Source organism: Methanolacinia petrolearia DSM 11571 (assembly GCF_000147875.1).
Classification (GTDB): domain Archaea; phylum Halobacteriota; class Methanomicrobia; order Methanomicrobiales; family Methanomicrobiaceae; genus Methanolacinia; species Methanolacinia petrolearia.
Map to the genome: position 1 here is coordinate 129,491 of NC_014507.1, position 19,209 is coordinate 148,699.

At 50.4% G+C, this 19,209-nt stretch carries 16 protein-coding genes and 2 tRNA genes; 9 read left to right on the forward strand and 9 right to left on the reverse strand.

The window, feature by feature from the left end; translation table 11 throughout:
* Window positions 1–56 precede the first annotated feature (56 nt).
* The 4 genes from MPET_RS00595 (at window position 57) to MPET_RS00610 (ending at window position 3,040) form a co-directional block, all read left to right on the forward strand.
* Window positions 57–650 (forward strand): flavin reductase family protein, encoded by a 594-nt coding sequence (locus MPET_RS00595; protein ID WP_013328077.1) that lies wholly within the window; start codon window positions 57–59, stop codon window positions 648–650.
* Between the two features lie 92 nt (window positions 651–742).
* Window positions 743–813, forward strand: a tRNA-Gly gene (locus MPET_RS00600).
* Window positions 814–881: 68 nt separating this feature from the next.
* Window positions 882–2,090, forward strand: coding sequence for a cation:proton antiporter (locus tag MPET_RS00605; RefSeq protein WP_013328078.1), 1,209 nt, complete (start codon window positions 882–884; stop codon window positions 2,088–2,090).
* Window positions 2,087–3,040, forward strand: coding sequence for a phosphotransferase family protein (locus tag MPET_RS00610; RefSeq protein ID WP_013328079.1), 954 nt, complete (start codon window positions 2,087–2,089; stop codon window positions 3,038–3,040). Before MPET_RS00605 ends, MPET_RS00610 begins: the two co-directional genes overlap by 4 nt.
* 23 nt (window positions 3,041–3,063) lie before the next feature.
* Here MPET_RS00610 and MPET_RS14295 read toward each other — a convergent pair whose 3' ends face one another.
* Both MPET_RS14295 and MPET_RS00620 read right to left on the reverse strand, forming a co-directional pair.
* Window positions 3,064–4,800: a histidine kinase N-terminal 7TM domain-containing protein gene (locus tag MPET_RS14295; protein ID WP_013328080.1), complete on the reverse strand. Its 1,737-nt coding sequence runs from the start codon at window positions 4,798–4,800 to the stop codon at window positions 3,064–3,066.
* A 52-nt stretch (window positions 4,801–4,852) separates the two neighbouring features.
* Window positions 4,853–6,241, reverse strand: a complete 1,389-nt coding sequence (locus tag MPET_RS00620) for an MFS transporter (RefSeq protein WP_048130441.1) — start codon at window positions 6,239–6,241, stop codon at window positions 4,853–4,855.
* Window positions 6,242–6,331: 90 nt separating this feature from the next.
* Between MPET_RS00620 and MPET_RS00625 the strand changes: the two genes are divergently transcribed.
* Together MPET_RS00625 and MPET_RS00630 are read left to right on the forward strand one after the other, a co-directional pair.
* On the forward strand, window positions 6,332–7,369 hold the full coding sequence (locus tag MPET_RS00625; RefSeq protein ID WP_013328082.1) for a cache domain-containing protein: 1,038 nt from the start codon (window positions 6,332–6,334) through the stop codon (window positions 7,367–7,369).
* 76 nt (window positions 7,370–7,445) lie between these two features.
* Window positions 7,446–7,519 (forward strand) — tRNA-Val (locus tag MPET_RS00630).
* 22 nt (window positions 7,520–7,541) lie between these two features.
* Here the strand turns inward: MPET_RS00630 and MPET_RS00635 are convergent.
* Window positions 7,542–8,312, reverse strand: coding sequence for a phosphotransferase family protein (locus MPET_RS00635; protein WP_048130443.1), 771 nt, complete (start codon window positions 8,310–8,312; stop codon window positions 7,542–7,544).
* Window positions 8,313–8,625: 313 nt separating this feature from the next.
* On the opposite strand from MPET_RS00635, the gene MPET_RS00640 reads away from it, so the two are divergent.
* Window positions 8,626–9,990: an MDR family MFS transporter gene (locus tag MPET_RS00640; protein WP_048130445.1), complete on the forward strand. Its 1,365-nt coding sequence runs from the start codon at window positions 8,626–8,628 to the stop codon at window positions 9,988–9,990.
* A 153-nt stretch (window positions 9,991–10,143) separates the two neighbouring features.
* Here MPET_RS00640 and MPET_RS00645 read toward each other — a convergent pair whose 3' ends face one another.
* Window positions 10,144–10,839 (reverse strand): hypothetical protein, encoded by a 696-nt coding sequence (locus MPET_RS00645; protein WP_013328084.1) that lies wholly within the window; start codon window positions 10,837–10,839, stop codon window positions 10,144–10,146.
* Between the two features lie 200 nt (window positions 10,840–11,039).
* Here MPET_RS00645 and MPET_RS00650 point away from each other — a divergent pair, with 200 nt between their 5' ends.
* Window positions 11,040–12,467 (forward strand): transporter substrate-binding domain-containing protein, encoded by a 1,428-nt coding sequence (locus MPET_RS00650; RefSeq protein ID WP_225353832.1) that lies wholly within the window; start codon window positions 11,040–11,042, stop codon window positions 12,465–12,467.
* 54 nt (window positions 12,468–12,521) lie between these two features.
* On the opposite strand, the gene MPET_RS14300 is transcribed toward MPET_RS00650, so the two are convergent.
* Together MPET_RS14300 and MPET_RS00660 are read right to left on the reverse strand one after the other, a co-directional pair.
* Entirely contained in the window at window positions 12,522–13,280 is a 759-nt protein-coding gene (locus tag MPET_RS14300; protein ID WP_013328086.1) for a hypothetical protein, read from the reverse strand.
* Window positions 13,281–13,357: 77 nt separating this feature from the next.
* A complete protein-coding gene (locus MPET_RS00660; RefSeq protein ID WP_013328087.1) occupies window positions 13,358–14,191 on the reverse strand; it encodes an EFR1 family ferrodoxin in 834 nt (277 codons plus the stop codon).
* A 92-nt stretch (window positions 14,192–14,283) separates the two neighbouring features.
* Between MPET_RS00660 and MPET_RS00665 the strand changes: the two genes are divergently transcribed.
* On the forward strand, window positions 14,284–14,931 hold the full coding sequence (locus MPET_RS00665) for a DUF169 domain-containing protein (protein WP_225353833.1): 648 nt from the start codon (window positions 14,284–14,286) through the stop codon (window positions 14,929–14,931).
* 136 nt (window positions 14,932–15,067) lie between these two features.
* On the opposite strand, the gene MPET_RS00670 is transcribed toward MPET_RS00665, so the two are convergent.
* The 3 genes from MPET_RS00670 to MPET_RS00680 form a co-directional block, all read right to left on the reverse strand.
* Entirely contained in the window at window positions 15,068–16,027 is a 960-nt protein-coding gene (locus MPET_RS00670) for a hypothetical protein (RefSeq protein ID WP_148222162.1), read from the reverse strand.
* A 66-nt stretch (window positions 16,028–16,093) separates the two neighbouring features.
* Window positions 16,094–17,650: a PEGA domain-containing protein gene (locus tag MPET_RS00675; RefSeq protein WP_083773157.1), complete on the reverse strand. Its 1,557-nt coding sequence runs from the start codon at window positions 17,648–17,650 to the stop codon at window positions 16,094–16,096.
* 46 nt (window positions 17,651–17,696) lie between these two features.
* Window positions 17,697–19,196 (reverse strand): hypothetical protein, encoded by a 1,500-nt coding sequence (locus tag MPET_RS00680; protein ID WP_013328090.1) that lies wholly within the window; start codon window positions 19,194–19,196, stop codon window positions 17,697–17,699.
* Between the last annotated feature and the right edge of the window lie 13 nt (window positions 19,197–19,209).

The following is a 19,209-nucleotide window of genomic DNA, read 5'->3' on the forward strand; positions in this document are numbered from 1 at the left end:
CACGACTCAGTAAAGTCGTGTGAAAATTTTATGGTTTGTTAACACGATTGTTATTTATGATGCTCAAACCCTTCGAGAGGGAGAATGTGCTTGCGATGCCGGTGGTGCTGATCTCCACGGTATCGGGCAGCGGTGTTGCCAATGTGGCCCCGTGGGGGAATGTGACTCCAATCCTGAGGCCTCTCGATGAGATAGTGATCGCCTCGGCCCTTAAAAGAGATACGCTCGACAATATCAGGGAGACGGGGGAGTTCGTGATCAATGTCCCTCCGGCATCGATGATAGACGAGGTTATGATCTGCTCAAGGCTGTACCCGCCGGATGTGGACGAGTTCGCCGAGGCAGGATTGTCCAAAAAAACGTCTTCGACCGTCTCCGCTCCCGGAATTGCCGGATGCGTCGCCTGGATCGAGTGCAAACTGAAAGAGGAGATAGTACGCGATAAGTACTCCCTCGTCATCGGCAAGGTGACGGGTCTTGAACTGAACGAGGATTTCGTAACAGAAGATGGAGATCTTGACTACGAGAATGCCGAACCGCTCTGCATGCTCTGCGGGGGTTCGGTGATCCACTATACGAAGCCTGTCCGTGCCGGGAGGACGGCACAGTACTCTGAGATGTTCTCATGGCCGGGGAAGAAACAGGACTGAAATTCCGGGAATCAAAACACTATTTTTAATACCAATCAGCAGAGAAATATAAAGGCGCGACTATGATGCCGTCCGGCACAGGTCTCCGTATTGCACCGATGGTCTAGTGGTATGACTTTGGCCTTCCAAGCCAATAGCCCGGGTTCAATTCCCGGTCGGTGCACTCGTTTTTGATTCCTTATATCAGTCTTTCCCAATATACTGATAAGTCCGGCAGTCCGATATTTCCAAATGAGTACAGGTGTAGTCCCTGGTATTGAGCTCCAGATGACCCTCCTGCTTTTCTTCGCACTTGCAGGATACCTTCTTGCATCGAAGATCAACCAGTCTGCCGTGGTGGGAGAGATTCTCCTCGGCCTTGTGGTCGGGCCGTCGGTTCTCGGGCTGATTACATATACGGAATTCGTGCAGGCGATTGCGGCTCTCGGGGCAGTAATCCTGATGTTCGTCATAGGATTCGAGTTTAAAATAGAAGATCTGACTAACGTAAAATATGGTATAATCGGTCTTATTGGAATTATTGTTCCCTGGATCGGGGGATATTTCGTCTCTCTTGCGTTCGGCTTCAGCCCTGAAAGCGCCCTGTTCATAGGAACGGCACTAACGGCGACTTCGATTGCGATTACTGCAAACGTTTTGAAGGAGATGTGCCTTCTTGACGCGGAGTTTTCAAAGGCGATCATCGGGACTGCGGTTATCGACGATATCCTGAGTCTTCTTGCATTGTCGATAACGGCTGATGTCGCATCCGGGACGTTCTCGTTCGGAGGACTTGCTTTTATTATCGCCAAGCAGATCGGTTTCCTTGTCCTGATTGCTCTTATCGGGGTGTTCTTCATATCGAAGATGATTGTGAGGATGGACGAGAGCCCTATTTCGAAGAAGTATCCCGAGTTCGTGTTCATATTCGCGGTGATGATCGCGTTCCTGTTTGCGGCTCTTGCGGAGTTCATCGGGATCTCGGCGATCATCGGGGCGTTTATTGCCGGGGTTTCGTTCAACGGAATAAACCTGAAGCACAGCCATGATATTTCAGAGGGTGCGGATTACCTCTATATCATATTCGCGTCGGTATTCTTCGTATCCCTCGGAATTCTCGTGGATCTCAGCGCCCTGACCGGCCCTGTCCTGATCTTTATTGCGGTGATTACGGTGATCGCGATAATCTCGAAGGTCGTCGGGTGTGGAATTCCTGCAAGGCTTCTCGGGTATTCAAACCGTGATTCGCTTGCTATAGGTTTCGGGATGTCGCCTAGGGGAGAAGTGGCGATGATCGTCGCACTTATGGGGCTGAACCTCTCCCTTATCGGTCAGGATATCTATGCCTCAATTGTGGTGATGAGTATCCTGACGACGGTGATCACTCCGATTGCGTTCAGGAACTGGCTCTTCAAGAAGGAGGTTAAGGCGTGCATTGCCGGGGAGCAGGGCATGCAATGAAAGATCTCGGGATGATCGAAGACGAGATCCGTGCGGCTGTCGATTACAGCCGGGCGGAGAGGATCGAGAAGGGATTTTCGTTCGAAAAGAAGTATCTCCTCTCCGGTCCGGGTGAGAGGAGCTGCATCGTCAGGATCTGCGAGGTAAACAGCGAAGAGGTTCTCGCGAGGAAGAGAGAGGAGTTCGATCTGATCCGGCGGCTTCACGGGTATTCTTCTCTTGTCCCCGAGGCATACCTCTTTGGGGTGTCCGGCGACGGGGAATCCTGCTATATGGTCCTCGAATACGTGCAGGGCTCGGATCTCGAAGAAGCGATGCCGCATTTCAGCGGGGAGGAGCAGTACGAACTCGGTCTTCAGGCCGGAAGGGAGCTTCTTAACCTTCACCGGCTGGATGCACCCCTTCTCCCTGCCGAATGGCACGAGAGATATTCCCGGAAATATGGACGAAAATGGGAAAGGTTCAGTGAATCGGGGATCGATGCCGGAGTAATCGACATTGAACAGCTCTCCCGCTTCATATCGGAAAACGAACAGTATATGAGATGCCCGAGGGAGACGTTCCTCCATGACGATTTCCATCCCGCAAATCTCATAACTGACGGCGGGAATCTGGCCGGGATCATCGATTTCAACAGGTACGACTGGGGAGACCCTGTCCATGACTTCGTAAAGGTCGCGTATTTTTCAAGCAAGATCAGCGTCCCGTTCTCCGCCGGCCAGATCGACGGATACAACGACGGAAAAATCCCTGACGAATTCTGGAAGAAATACTCGCTCTACGCCGCCATGATGATGATTCAGGATATGGTATGGAGTCACTGGTACTCGGAGCAGACCGGATCATCCGGTGAGATCGAGAGGATGCAGGAGAGGACCGAAAGGGTCTGGTCCGATCACGATTGTTTTAGGGACGAGGTTCCGGGATGGTACCGGGATTTTAAGGAGTAAAGGGGTTACTTTGCCCCATTGATTCACCCTTCTTTCTTTTCCTTAACCCTCCACCCGTTCGGGTGAACGACCATCTCGAACCTTGCACCCTTTCCTTCCGTTCCGGTCTCGAAAATCCCTATCTTCGTGATCGAGAGGATCTCGGAGGCGAGGAAGAGGCCGAGACCCGTGTTCTTCCCGAAGCCTTTTGAAAATATCCGGGGTTTGGTGTCTTCGGGTATTCCCACTCCGTTGTCCTCGACGATGACGACACCCGAGCCGTCCGGTTTCGTATCGAAGGAGACCGAGATCTTCGTCACCCTCTCCCCGTGGCGGATCGAGTTCTCGAAGAGGTTGTAAAAGACCTTCGAGAGGAGGAAATCGGCATATATTTCGAGATTTTCAGGGAGATCCACCTCGAACTCGATCCTTGATGTGACCGATCCGAGAGACTCCCAGGCCTCCCTGACGACCCGTCTCATGTTCTGCCAGATCGGGTCGTCGACTCCCATGTTCTGGTAATCGGCGGTAAACCTGATCTGTTGGGTAATCTGTTCGATTGCCTTGATCATCTTGTCGAGATAGTCCCTGCTCTTTCCCTCCTCCGGGATCTGGTCCCCGATCAGGTCCGCATAGGCGCTGAGAACGGTGATATTGTTCAGTATGTCGTGCCTCGTAACCGAATTCAGCAGGCTGATCTTCTCGTTGGCAATCTTGAGCGAGCTCCTCGACTTCTCAAGCTCCCTCTCGTACTTCTTTTCGTGAGTGATATCCCTCAACACCAGGATCCTGTATACATTGTCCCCGTCATTGAGCGATATCGGCGTAACCGAGACAGCATAGAACTTTTCACCGCCATCTCTTTCAACCCTCGCCAGAAACGCTATGCAGGCCGGGGAGTTCATCCGGTCCTCGTATTTATTCAGGAAGGTATCCTTTTCGAACAGGAGACTCCCGTCGACTTCCACCCCGCCGCCCAGCATGTCCTGCGCAATCGAATTTATATCGATTATTCGTTTCTTCGAATCGAGAACGATTATCCCCTCCGAAAGGCTCGAAAAAATCGTCTGTTTCGGGAGGGGAACGATGTCGAAGAAATTGTATTTGAAGAGTCCGATCATTATGCAGAGCCCGCTTATAGGAAATACTATTGCGGTCAGGTCAAGATACGGGTAGGGCGAGACTCCTACCTGGTAGAGAAGTTCTACAAAAAGTGATGCGGATAATGCACCTACGAGAACCCCTGACTGGACTCTTTGAATACCCTGTGAAGACAGATGGATATGGAAACTGATTACGGCGGACAGGAAGAAGAGTATCCCTGAATAGATCCACAACAAGTTGTACACCGGTCCTGCCTCAAAACCCCTGACGATAATATAGTCTGCAGCGACCATGTATTCGATATTAAAAAACAGGTGATGAAAATCGTCTGTCAGCAGGAGTATCAGGGAGACCAGCGGTACAACGAGCAGCAGCCCGATGTATTTAAAATTCAGGAACCTGTAGTATCCGCCGTATTCAAGGATAAAGTAAAGCAGCACCACCGGAATGAAGGGAATTGCAAAGTATTGCAGCCTCAGGAATAACTTCATGGATTCGAAGTTCGTTGAGGACATCTCGAACATGTAGAAGAATTCCCATATGAAGACTAGGAGCATAAGAAGGGAAAAAGCTCTGGCTCCCCTCATACGCCTCCTCCTGAATGAGTATAATGCGATAAAACCCGATAACGCCGCAGCAAAAATTACAGGAATCAGGTACGGGTGGTACTGGAACATCCGAAATTAGTTTATGACTTATGCGAATAATTTCCTTTTGGTGAAAAGCGGTTCATTCTTTCCCTTTATTCCTGATCACCATATATGAAGCAAATGTGCCGACAGCACATAGTATAACGAATATCGTGAATGCCGAATTTATTGATAACAGGAGCGATTCTGTGTCTACAACCGATATCGGGGTGTTTCCTATAGTGAGCGAAAATGCGAGCATCGAGATCCCCATTGATGTCATCATTCCGCACATCCTTGTAGTTCCGAGCACTCCCGAAGCGACACCGTAGAGTTTCAGGGGGACACTGTTCATTACCGCATGGGTGTTGGGCGATGCAAACAGGGCATAACCGAATCCAAGTAAAGCGAGGTCCACGATTATAATCGTGATGCTCGTCTCCGGGGAAAGAACGGTGAAGAGCATCAGCCCGGCCGTAATGAGCGCCATGCCGCCTGTTGCAAGTACGGACGGATTGATCCTGTCTGAGAGCTTTCCTGTCGCAGGAGAAAATATCGCCTGCATCACAGGCTGGGCGATCAGAAAGAGACCGGCTTCTTCCGGGCCGAATCCTCTTATCAGCTGGAGATAGTAGCTTAAAAGATAGCTGATGGCGAATGTGGAGCTGTAGTTGATGAAGGCCGCAAAGTTTGCAAGTGCAAACACCCTGTTTTCGGTAAACAGGCTGATCCTGATGACGGGATGAGGCGTGCTCTTCTCACGAAAGAAGAAAGCGGCTGCAAAGATAGTACCGAGAGCGAAGAGGACGTAGCCTGTAGTATCGGGGAGCTCCTGGAAACCGAGCATTACGAAGAGTATCACTGCCCCGTAGAGAACAGATCCCGGAAGATCGAATGCGGTCTGATCGTCTTTCGTCTCTTTGATCCTGAGATATTTAATTCCCAGAATTATTATCAGTATACCGACCGCAGCATTCAGGTAGAAAATGCTCCTCCAGCCGAACGCCTCTGTAAGGGCTCCGCCTACGACAGGTCCGACCGAAAGCCCGGTATACGTGAATGCCACGTTGATCCCGAGAGCGCCTCCCCTTTCCGCCGGGGGAAAGGTGCCGGAGATAATGGCAATCGATGTCCCGAAGATCATAGCTCCCCCGCAGCCCTGTATGACCCTGAACAGGATGAGCATATCAATCGAGGATGTCATCGTCGAAAGGAGCGATCCTGCGGTGTAGATCGCGATGCCGGTGAGAAAGATCCGGGTCTTTCCTTTCATATCGGCAAGACGCCCCATCGGGACAATGAGGATGGAGGCTGCGAGCAGATAGGATATGGCGACCCAGGAGAGGAGTATTGCGTCGCTGAAGAATTCCATCCCTATCTCGGGAATCGCCACGTTTATGGAAGAGCCCATGAACGGTGTCAGAAAGGAGCCGAGCGATGTTATGAAGAGGATTATCCAAAGCTGCCTCTTGTCTGTCATCTCTTCCATAACCGTATTATTTACCCCTGCGGGTATTAAATCACTGAACGTCACGAAAAAACCGGCATCTTTTTTTCGTTTTGACCTTGATGATCTATTATGGAAAAACGGGCAATTTTTTTTGGATTTCTGATAGTAATGCTTGTTGCGGCTTTTTCCGCCGGGTGCACTTCGGACGGGGAAGCGAACGGCACTGCCCATGGTAATACTGCACCGCCTGAAACAACCGGAGATAAAGGAGTTATGCCCGGTGAACCGGCCGGGCTCTCCGGCAATATTACAGTCGGCGAACTGATGTCTTTTGTATCAGGTGCGGCCGGTTATGCAAAGTCCGCAGGGATGGTTAATGCATTGAATGAGTTCGGAGATCCGGACGGGGAGTTCTCATCCGGTGATGTGTACATCTATGCCTACGGTTTCAACGGAACTCTCCTTGCCCACCCATATCAGCCGGATCTTGTCGGGACCGACAGGTCGGACTGGACCGATGCACGGGGATTCCCGTTCTATAAGGCATCCGCCTATACGGCTGAAAACGGCGGCGGATTCGTTGCATATCTCTACCCTAAACCTGATGACGGGATAATCAACGAATCTGCAAAAGGAGACTATGCCCCCAAGATCGGCTGTGTCATGCCGGTCGATGACGAGTGGTGGATAGGTTCGGGACTTTATCTCTCGGATCCGGTCGACTCCGATACCGGAGCCGCCCCGGCGGCAACCGCGGAGATGATCTCCCTTGTCGAATCCGGTGTGGAATATGCACTTGAAAACGGTAATGAAGCGGCCTTCGAGGCAATCTCAGATAAGAAAGGTTTGTTCGTCGATGAATCCGGTCATTATCTCTATGCATACGACTACAACGGAACTCTCCTTGCACACCCCTACCTTACCGATAAGATCGGACAGGACCTCATCGATCACGAGGGTGCATTCGGGGAGAAGGACATCCAGATGCTCGTTGGGGCTGCACAGGAAGGCGGCGGGTACGTTGTCTTCTCTTGGCCGAACCCGGACAACGGGGACAAACCCGAGATAAAGATCGGCTATGTCCTTCCCGTCGATGACGAGTGGTGGCTCGGCTCCGGCGTCTACCTGAGCGAGATTACCGGGGACGACGAGTCCATCCCTGAGTAAATCTTTTTTAATCCGAAAATCCCGCAAACTTCAAAACTCTTAATATCCCGGAACCAGAAAAAGAATAATCACAAGTGGACTCGTGGTCTAGCTGGTTATGACGTCGCCTTCACACGGCGGAGGTCTCGAGTTCGAATCTCGACGAGTCCATTTTAATCTCTTCTTTTAATAATCAGGCTTTGAAAAACTGCCCGATCTTCTTCTGCACGTCCTCACCAATATAACCGTAAAGCGAGCCCGCAGTAACGGGAAGCCAGGCCAGGATCTCTTCGCGGGAACGGCCGGTTGCGGTACAGTACTTATCAAGATACATCTCTGCAATATCCTCATCCATGATGAAAAAGTCCATATAGCTTCTGCATGCGTCGGCTGCCGGGGCACCGCAGGCAACCTCTGCCCAGTCGATAATTATGTAGGACTTCCCGTCAAATATGACATTCCCGCCGTGGAAGTCCCCGTGGCAGATCGAAAGATCGTCCGGAAGCGTCTCCAGCATGGAACTGAGCCGTTTTTTCTCATCTTCGGTAATTCCCGTGCTTGCAAGGATCGTTCCGAAGAGCACAAGCTTTAGCGGCCTGAACTCGGTCGTTCTTATATCGTGCATATCCTTCTGGAGACTGACGATTTTATCCATATATTCTTCTGTCTGTTCAGGGTACTTCAGCATCAGATCGGCAAGCGAATCCCCACGTACCTGGTCCATAAGAACCGCTGTTCTTCCATGAAAAGTCTCGACACAGTAGATCTCGGGTGCCGGAATACCGCAGTCTTTTACTACCGCCAGTGTAAAGGCTTCCTGGTATACCTGCTTTTTCGGCTGCCCCTCACGATATACCTTGGTTGCGATACCATCCCGTGCATAAATTACTGCAGACTGTCCGCTGCCTATTATCTCGCCATAGCGTTCCCTGAACTCTTCATAGTCTGTTGTTGTTTCTGTAATAGTATCACTCCCCGCTCTGTCGTATCAATCCTTATCCGAAGGAATACATCGCCAGTCTGTTATATTTAGTATGTTCCTTCACGGGCAGATTAAATTACGGGTTGTATTTTTTCTTATGCACCAACCTGTTGTTGTCTTTTTTATAACAACTCTTTAGTTACTATTTATCATATTAATATAAGATTTGATGTTGTGATTTTATTTATCTGTCAAATTTCAGCAAAAATAAATTTAAATGAATAATTCCAAAAATCCGGAGGTTTAGGATATTTCACTATTCAATGACGCTCAACTGACCAACAAACAGATCGTAATGACGGTAGTTCTTGTGGCGGGTGCCTTCATCTCGGTTTTAAACCAGACAATCGTCTCCCCGGCACTACCGGGCATCATGTCCGAGCTCGGTGTAGACGTGTCAATGGCCCAGTGGCTCATCACCATATTCACACTTGTTATGGCAATCATGATCCCGGTTACGGCATTTCTTCTTGACAGATTCTCGTTACGTTCGCTTTTCATATCGGCGATGGCACTTTTTGCGGCAGGCAGTCTCCTTCTGGCCTGGGGTCCGACTTTCTCAGTTCTTATTTTGGGAAGAGTCCTGCAGGCAATAAGTTCGGGAATGCTATCTCCTATGATAATGTCGATTCTCATGTGGATCTTTCCTCTCGGATTCCGCGGTCGTGCGATGGGCCTTTATTCCCTTGTGATAGCGTTTGCACCCGCCATCGGACCGACATATTCCGGAGTCATTGTCGATCTGTTTTCATGGCATTTTGTTTTCCTCTCCATTGCCCCGCTTGCTGTCATTGCAGCATTCGTAGCGTTCTTTACGATTGAAGACTTTGTAGAGCGAAGGAATGTCGTACTCGACAAACTATCTTTAATCCTCTCAACATTTGGTTTGATCTCTCTTCTCTACGGGTGCAGTATAATCGGTTCGGCAGGAGGGCTGTCACCCGAATCGATCGCTACAATTGCAGCAGGCCTTCTTATACTCACGTGGTTCGGAATACGCCAGCTTAATCTCAAAGAGCCGATGCTCGAACTCAGGGTCCTGAAGAACCGCAATTTCCTGTCTGCGGTCTTCATTATTATGTTATTCCAGGCAGCAATCCTTGTATTAAGCGTAATACTCCCGATCTATATCCAGACAATTCGTGGCTATTCTGCGACAATCACTGGTCTGGTCTTCCTCCCGGGAGCAGCTTTTATGGCAATTACAAGCATGTTTTCCGGAAGATTATTCGACAGGCATGGTCCGCGAAGACCCGTACTTCTGGGGGCGACTGCATTGATGATTTCGTTTCTGGGTCTTGTTATCATCGACACCGGCAGCCCGATATGGCTTATTTTTGTAATTTACATCGTACTCAGTACAGGAATCGGGTTGCTGAATACTCCGGTGTCTACATGGGCGCTCAACTCGCTTGATGATAAGGAGATACATCACGGGAGTGCCGTGTTAAACACTCTTCGCCAGACGGCAGGTGCTATCGGAACGGCAATACTCGTAACTGTCATGTCAATTGAAATATCAGCTTATCCCGATCCTGATTCAATAGCCGCTAATATGGCCGGATTCAATGCCACTTCTGTCTGTATGGCAGTACTGATGATTGTAGTATTCGTGGCCGCATTTTTCCTGATCAGGGATAAGGAAAAAACAGGGGTTTAATTATCCGCATTGGAGATAATTTCCCTCTCAAATTTCATCGATTTTTTTCAGAAAATGACTGTGACTTTTCACCATTACAAAGTCGAAGTTTTAAATCCCGCGGAGTTTTTTTATTTTGAAAAATTTCTAAAAAATGAGTTTATTTATTTTGGATTACTTCTTCCGGCTGTCAAACCATTCCTTCCTCTGGGCCTCGTATTCATCAGGACTTGTGTCCTGCTCCGGGTTGTTGAACCATGTCTTCGTTCTTGCCCTTGAGTCCGGCCTGATAAGAAGCCCGAGCGCCTTTTTCTCTTCCCCGCTTCTGGATTTAATCACCATGCCGTGGTATTCTGCATATTCCGGGGTGTCTTTTTCATCAAGAACCGAGAGAAAAACCCAACCGCCGTGATCCGAATACTTCTCCATCCTTTCTGCCAGGTTTTTCATCTTCGTATCGTACATCCCGGAGTCAAGGGTTCTCTGCCTCTCGAACTCTTCGAGCTGATCTCCGGTGAGGAGAACCTTCCGCTTGTCTGATGCCCTGGTCCTAACGAAGATGTCCGCACCGCAGGATGGGCACTGCATTTTTCTTACCGGGAAGCTGTCGATCTCCTTTCCGCACGAGGGGCAGGCGGCTTCTTCAGTTCCAACAGGTTTGTAGTTCCTGTAGCCTGCATTGGATATGAGCCCGTTAATCAGTTCGGCATAATTCATGGCTTTTGCTGATTTCTGTCCCTCCTGCGCAGGGAGTTTTTCGGCCCGGGCTCCTTCCGCCGCTTTCCCGGGTGTTTCTCCGGCTGCGGAAGTTTTCTCCTTCTCTTCAGTCTTTGGGGCAAAAATATCTTTTAACGTCTGAAATATTTTCATACGGATTTCTAATATATTCTTAACAGGTCATAATTGTTTTCTCCAGATCTTTGGTCTCTGCACATTATCTTCATTAAAACCGATCCCCCTGCGAAGATGTTAAATCTTCAGGGAGGAATTATCCGTGTACAAACGGCTTTGACATTCCGGTGGTGCTTATGATTGAAAAATTATTATATTGCGCAGTTTTCGTGTTATTTATGCTATCCGTGGCCGCCTGCGGTTGCCTGGGAGAATCTCCCCCCGGGGCTGCGGCCCCTGCAGAAGATTCCGGGCTCAGGATAATCACTGAAGATTTCCCGCCCTACAATTATATCAACGAAGATGGGAATATCTCAGGGCAGTCTACGGATGTTGTAAACGGAATCCTTGAAAGGCTGAACATGAAGGCCGATATCGAACTTATGCCTTGGGGGGACGGCTATAATATCGTGCTCAATGAACCCGGCACGGCGCTCTATTCAACCGGCAGGACCACTGAAAGGGAACCGCTTTTCAAATGGGTCGGGCCCATCGCCTCCTACGAGACCGTGCTCTATGCAAAAGCCGACTCCGGAATCGAAATCGATAGCCTTGAGGCTGCCAAAAAGGCGGAAAGCATTGCTGTCGTCAGGGACGATTCACGCCAGCAGTTCCTGACGGAGAACGGGTTTGAAAACCTCATTCTCTGCGAAGATGATACAGAATGCATCAGGAAACTTATGGACGGCGAAGCGGTTCTCTGGTTTGGCAGCAGTGCAAATGCAGAGGAGATCGCATTTAAAGCCGGTTATGATCCAGCCGCATTGTCAGCCGTATATCCGGTAAGAACAGTCGGGCTGTACATCGCATTCAATCCTGTGGTGCCTGATGAGACCGTGCTGAAATGGCAGGATGCTCTCGACTCCATGAAGGCCGACGGAACATATGACACCATACTCGCCGAATACGATCTGACCGAACCCGGATCTGCGGTCGAATACGGCCCTGAGACCGCTCTTTTTGCACTGATGTCCTACTGCGACGGCAGGATTGCCTCTGTACAGAGGGGGCTTGAAACTGCAGCCGTCACATTTGAGGCAGCATCGGGGGACTGGCAGGAGATAAAACCGGTCCTTACCGAGATCGAGGACAATGAGCCGGATGCAAGAATGTGGTATTCCTACACCAACGGGACCTATTATACTGTCGTCGACGGCCTCGCAAGTGCGAACCTGATGAACCGTTCATACTTCCCGCTCGTCCTTTCGGGACAGGAATCTGTCGGAACGGTAGTTGTAAGCTATTCAACCGGCAAAAGCACGGCAATCGTGGCTGTGCCCGTGAAGGACGGAGACGATGTCACGGGCGTGCTGGGTGCCTCTGTTTATCTCGAAGGGATTACCGAAGCCCTGAAGGACGAGCTCCCGGGCACGGTGTTCTATGCAGTAGACAAAGAAGGAAAATTCGCGCTGAATTCGGACACCGGGCTGATTTCACAGGAAGTAATGGTTAACGACGGGAACACTTCATTCGGCCGTGCAGTGGAATATATGCTCTTTACCGGCGAGGGATCGGTCGAATACGAATCACAGGGCAAAAACTGGAATGCGGAATTCAGGAAATCACCTCTTACCGGCTGGATTTATGCAGTTGCGGAAAGCGCCTGACCGTGTCGCGGGCCGGAACTTTCAATCCTTTTTTAAAAAAGAATAAAGCCGGACTTATCCGAAAAGTCCGCCAAGAAGGCCTTTGTCGTCAAGCTCCGCCTGTGAAAGCTCCTGCAACCTGTTCTGCTCCTCTTCCAGTACCTGTATCTGCGCCTGGATCATGGTTCTTAGTTCATCGTCGCAATCGCAATCGTTCATAAGGGTGTTCAGGTTTTCAATCCTCTCCTGGTTAGCCTCGATCTGGTCCCGGATCTCCCCGGCCGCATCGCTGTCGCCGCCGAAGAAGAATCTTGAAACTGCATTTCTGTCCTGTATTCTCTCTTCTGCACTGTACTGGAGAGCGAGAGAGTTGTTGAACTCCTGTGCGATAGCAGAGATCTGCTCACCTGTTACGCCGGATAGGTTTCCTGCCGCAATGAGCGCCTGAACAGCAGCATGGACTGTGTTCCGGTTCTTCAGCATGTTGTTAGTCTCTGAACCGGAAAAGTTTGCAGATTCTTTTTCTATCAGCCTTATCTGTGCCTTGATCTCTTTCTGGTTCCGGAGAGTGGTCAGGTTTTCGGAAATCCCGGTTCCTTGTCCTGCCGATTGATTCATATTCTCCTGTGCAGTTGCCAAACCCCTCTGGTTGCCTGACGACGGGGTAGTTCCTGATGAATTACCATTCCAGGTTGCCGTTGTTTTATTGTATGCGGCCGAAGCCTGAACCCCGGTGTCTCCCCCGCTGCCCGTGTCGTCGTTATTCTTTGCAGCAGAGACAGGAAACGCAAATAATAACGCAATAATTAATAAAATGACCAGTACCTTTTTCATATCTGCCACTCCGTTTTTGTTAATTTAACATGTTAATTGACAGTGTGGCTATATAGATATTTCAGTTTTTTTTGAAATTATTTGGTATCATGAATTAATTCGTTATTTAATCGTCCGTTCTCCCCTTTTTGGGCCTTCATATCAAGAATCCTTATGTCAGGGTGCCGGTATCTCCCCCGTCCCTCGGTTCTTTTCCCCCACTGTATCGCCTCGACAGGGCAGAAATGAAGGCATGCAAAACACATCTCACAGTTATGGCTCCATTTCGGCCATCCTCCTGCAAATTCTATGTTTCCCGTCGGACAGACATCGCTACATGCATGGCATGAGATGCAGTTGTCTTTAACGAAAAATTCGCTGTCGCAGCTCCGGACTCCTTTAATGAATTTTCCGTAGGTCAGAATCTTAAAGAGAGAAGACAACGGAGTCAGTGCAGGATATTCTCTCTTACCCTCCCTGATCTTTCCGACGATTTCATCCAGCTTCGCATCCGCCTCCCTTAGGATTTTATCCTTCTTCTCTCCCTGCGGCGGTTTGAAAAGCGGTGGGAAATTTGCCGGCATTCTTATAGCAAATCCGGAATCAAGCCCTTTGCCGCAGTTCTCCCTGAGGGTTTTATCTAGGACATGAAGAGCGGACGCCCCCATTCCCCCCATCGTAACGACGGCGAAGCAGTACTCTGCACCGTTTAAATCGATTCTTCCTGCAAACTCTTTGACTATCAGTGGAACTCCCATGTCATATACCGGGCAGACGATTCCCACATGTTCTACTCCGGGTTCTATATTTCCTTCTGTTTCCTTAATAGATGCTATAGGTATAAACTCACAATCGCCAAGCGACTCCCCGATCCGCCTAACCACTGCAAGAGAGTTTCCGGTCCCGGTAAAATAGTAGATCTTCGTCCTCATCTTCTCTTTCCCTTTCTGAATTTATGGAATATCTCCTTATAATACTGCTCCGGTTCCACCAGAATTATCAACAGCGGCACCGATTATCCTTTATGAATACCGGGACACTTGACAGGTTCGTCATGCTCTGGGAGAAGTATTTCCCGGGGGCGGGGCTGCCTGTTACTTTTGAATTAATCGACTCCGGGACCGAAAGGGAGGATGCCGAAAGACTCCCTCCGTCAAAGAACTGGAGATGCATAATCTGCGACCTGGCGAAGGTTAGGAAAGGAAAAACGCTTATCCTCGGCAATGATTCGGTCTCCTGCGGCGGGGGAAGATTCTTTACAGGGTATGAAAAAGAGCGTTTCCCGGATTTCCGCTATTTCCTGTCCTGCGGAAAACCGGGTTTCATGGAAGGCGAGCGGTATAAGATCGATCCCGAGACGGTCGACGAGGCGATAAAGTCCGACCGGCATATTCCGATCGAGGGAAAGGAGTATCTCTTCAAAAGATGGGATATGCTCGGTCCGGCGGACAACCCGGAGGTCGTCATATTCTTTGCGAAGGGGGAGATCTTAAGCGGCCTGTTCACGCTTGCAAACTTCGACCGGGGCGATCCGTTCGGCGGCGTGGTCTGCCCGTTCGGGTCGGGATGCTGCACGGTAATCTACTACCCGTGGTTCGAGCAGCAGAGCGAAAACCCGAGGGCCGTCCTGGGCATGTTTGATCCCTCCCGCAAGGCCCTGCGTTCCGGCTGACGAACTCACGTTTGCTGTTCCTATGAATATGTTCGAAAAGATGATATCATATATGGAAGAGAGTTTCCTGACAACTCCCGCATGGGATAAGGTGAAGAGAAAAATTGCAAGGGAGATGAAGGCGAAATCCTGATAATCACGATTTTCCTTCTTCTTCATCCTCTTTCTTTTTATTCCCTGTAAGGTATTTAATCACGTAACCGCCGCTCAGGATCAGCAGAAGCAGGTATACTAAAAGCCCGATAATCCCGAAGGAGAACGGGAGACTGACATTGCTGAAGGAGAACATCCCGACTTCTCCGTATGGTCCGCAGGTCACGTGGGAATCGATGTATATCACGGGCATCACCGGGACCGAAGGTATGACATATTCGCCTTCAAACGAGACGGTTCCCGAATAGTCGCTGTCCTGCTTCGACTCCATCATTTCCTTGCCTGACACGACCCACCCGGATTTCTTACCGATATCTGTCATGTCGATAACGGCTGCAACCTTTCCGTCATAATTCCGGTAGAATCTTCCTTCGGTTCTTACACTGGCGATCTCACCGGCGATGCACGAGACCGAGCTGTCGGTCCATGCGTCCGTGAAGTCGATATACGGTATTTCGGCATTCCGATATGCCGGAAATTCGGGGTAAACCCTGTACATCCTGTAGCCTGCGGTGAGGTCACCGCCTCCCGGGAGAACTGTCGAATTTTCAGCCATAAGCTCGGGAGTGAGATCGTATTCGGTCGTATTCTCGTAATAAAATACGATCTCGTGGACGTAATCTCCGCAGTCCAAGAAGAATGCTTTGCATGCGCCGAAGTTCATCCTGCCGGCAGTCCCCGTGGTGTTCCTGATATTCTCGAACATGTAGTCGGTGACATATTCGGCCTGCTCTTCGGAAAGATCGGCGAAGTTATTCCTTTCCAGCGGCCAGAAAGGCCACTGCAGGTTGTTTTCCCCGTATATGTCGGAGAAATGGATCTCCTCCGGGCTGTCACTGCTGGTGGCAGTAAAAACGATAAAAACAGCCGTAAGCGGGCATAAAATCAGAAAAGCAAAAAGGACCACCGCAGCTCCCAGGAGAATCTTTTCTTCAGTCTTCATCTTTCCCCCGTTCATAGTAGAAGTAACCGCCTGATCTAAAATTAATCTTTCAGGTCGTCCTTCGGATCACTCCATCATCTCTTCGGCGATGATTATATCACTCCCAACCTCGAAGACCTTCGATGCCGTAACGACCTTAGTCCCGTATCTCTCCCTTGCAACCTCGAGCTTTGCCTCTATCTTGTGCAGACCGGGCATCCTTCCTGCGAGACTGATATCGAATTTTCCCGTCTCAGAGATGTATTCCACCCTCTCCCCGTCTATCATAATCGTGCACACATGCCCTTTTGCGGGCCCGCCCGTATCGATCGAGATCTTCGCCTTCGTGTCTTCGTCGTCCGGGTCGATCGAGGGGGGAACCTCAATCTCAAGGACCGGGTTTATGATGTGGCGCCTGAAATCGTAGCCGATCAGGGCAATCAGGGCAATCAGAATGAAAACCGGGGAGATGTAGATAATAATATTGTTCACTCCGGGGGCCATGTCGTTCTGGTTGTCGATCCCGTCTTCGTCCACGTCGCCGGCAAGCCGGAATGCGATCTGTGCCCAGGAAAGAGCTCCTTCATCATCGCCGTCGTTGTAGGCTTCCTTCGCCTTCTCTATGGCGGCCTGTGCCGCGTCTGGGCCGTACTCGCTGTTCTCCGCTATGACCGCTTCGGCCTCCGCTATCGCCTCGGCGATCATCGGCACAAGTTCGAAGACGTAGTCATCCCCCTCGTAACTTACATTGATCGATGTAGTCAGGTCGGCATAACCGAATTTCGTGATCACAAGCTCGTGCTTCCCCTGCTCGGCCTGAAATTCGAGCGGCGTGGTGCCCAAGTCTTCTCCGTCGAATAGAACCGAGGCGCCTTCGGGAACCGTATTGATGGTAACCGGCGCTTTCGCCGCCGTAAGTTCGGCAGAGACATCCGAGATCTTTCCGGCTTCGACTACAACCACACCTTCCCAGTCCTCATAGCCGGTCTTTTTCACGGTAATGTTGTATGTCCCGGGTTCGACCTCCTCGAGGGTAAGCATGGACCTTCCCATGTATTCGCCGTTCATGTAGACATCGGCGTTTGACGGTACAGACTCCACTACCACCGTACCTGTCGTGGGCATCGGTTCGAATACATGGGTGAGCGACTGCGACATTCCCTCCTGGATATAGACAATTCTCCTGTAGTCCTGGTACCCGTCGAGGACGAGGGTGATTTCATGCTGTCCCGTGGGAAGATTGTTCAGGACTTTGTCGGAATAACCCTTGAATTCACCGTCAAAATAGATCTCAGCACCGTCGGGTTCGGTATTTATGGAATATGCCTCACCGACTGATGCGTCAAGGTTATAGGATATGTAGGTGGTCTCCCCTTCTTTTATATCGAATATCTTTTCCCATGATTCATAGCCCGTCATCTCGAGCCTAACATAATATATGCCGGGATAAAGAGCATTCACCGTAAGCGGTGTATTCCCTATGAATTCGTCGTTGAGGTAGACATCCGCCCCCGAAGGATTCGAACTGACGTCAAGCGATCCTTTCGTCGTATCTTCGGCCGAGACGCAGGATACCATGAGCACGGCTGCGAGTATTATTGCAGCGAAAAAGATGAACAAGGTCCTAATCCGCCCGGCACTCATGAACAAACATCCCGGTAAAATCACCAGTCACCCGTAGGGCGGATAATCATGCCCCGCCGGTCGTATTCGTATCTGTAATATTCTCTTCCGGCCCGGTTCTTGCAGTAAATATCCTGTAGATGCCTGATTCATGTATGACGACCATCGCACCGGCCTCCGAGTATTCCGATGTCCCGGTCACGTAATCCCACGAATAGCCGGACGTATTGAACTCCATGAGGTAGTAGGATAAGAGCGGGTCGTAACTCCCGGTAAGTTCGATCAATACTGTCTGCGGGGAGTCTGTCGTTATATTGTAGGTACCGCTTACACCCATCAGCCCTTCAGGGATATTGCCGGGGCTTGCGATCAGCCTTTCGATGGTGATGTTACCCTCTGGCTGGGCGATCGTTTCAGACGGCGTGATGTATGGCGTTGACGTGGAGGTTGGAGAAGTCTGGACCGGGAATCCGGGCAGGAACCCGGTGAGTCCTGCGGGCTTTACGATTACGAAAACCGCTGCTGCGGCAAGAATGAAGATTACGAACACTGCAGTGATTATCTTTATTCTCTTCTTCCTCCTCGTCTCCATCAGCTGCTCGTAATCGTCCATCAGTTTCATGCGGTCGTATTCCGAGACCTCCCATTTACCATAGTCGTCCTCGGACGGGGTCCACCCGTTCCTCTTTCCGGTGGAAGGCTCCCCCTGCACCGATAAGGCTCCTGTGACTCCGTCTTTTTCGCAGGGGAACTTCTCGATCTCCTCGGAATCGATAAAAGATTCCAGGTATGAACTCCTTCCTGCTGCCCTGGCATTCTTCTTCAGGTCCGAGAGGAGCCTTTCTGCGATCTGTCTCCTGCTCCTTCTTTCGGCCGCCCAGTGCGCCATTCCCGGCTTCTGGGGGAGAACACCTGCGGTCCGGTAGATATCCGTCCACTTCGTATCCTCTATCGTTTCGGTATCCAGCCGGATATCCGCCTTTGCCGCCGTCTTTTCGGTGACAAGGATATCCGCTCCCCTGAAACTTCTCTTCGAGACGACGATTGTGAATCCTGCGTAGAGGAACGGGGAGAGCTTCTCCGCTGTCGCCACGACAAAGTCGACCGATTTCGAGAGGTCGTCGGATACGCACACGACCTCTTTGCAGAGAAGAGTCTTCCCTAGTGCGTACTCGACCACGCCGGTCCCGGAGAGGCCGGAGACGAATCTGCCCCGGCGCTCTCCTATGAATGCGGTATCTGACGCGAGATCGCGTATCCCGTAGTCGATCGAAGAGAGCCTGTCGGCAACCCTTTCGAAGAATTCGTGTATGTATGAGAGGTCGATCCTCGGCGGAAGCGACCCGTACCAGGATGTCTTTTCGATATAAATGAAGGTGTCCGGCCGTCTTCCCTTCTTCTGGACGTTGACAGCGGTTCCGAGCCAGACAAATGTTCCTGATGTTTTTATAAAAAGCGACGCCGTGCTCTCGTCCAGCCTCTCCGCGAGTCCCGTAATCGACTCGTCCTGGAGGTTTCCTGCGAGCCTCTGGCCGTCTGTTGTAAATATTCCGTAATTTTCTTCCATTATTCTTCGTCCT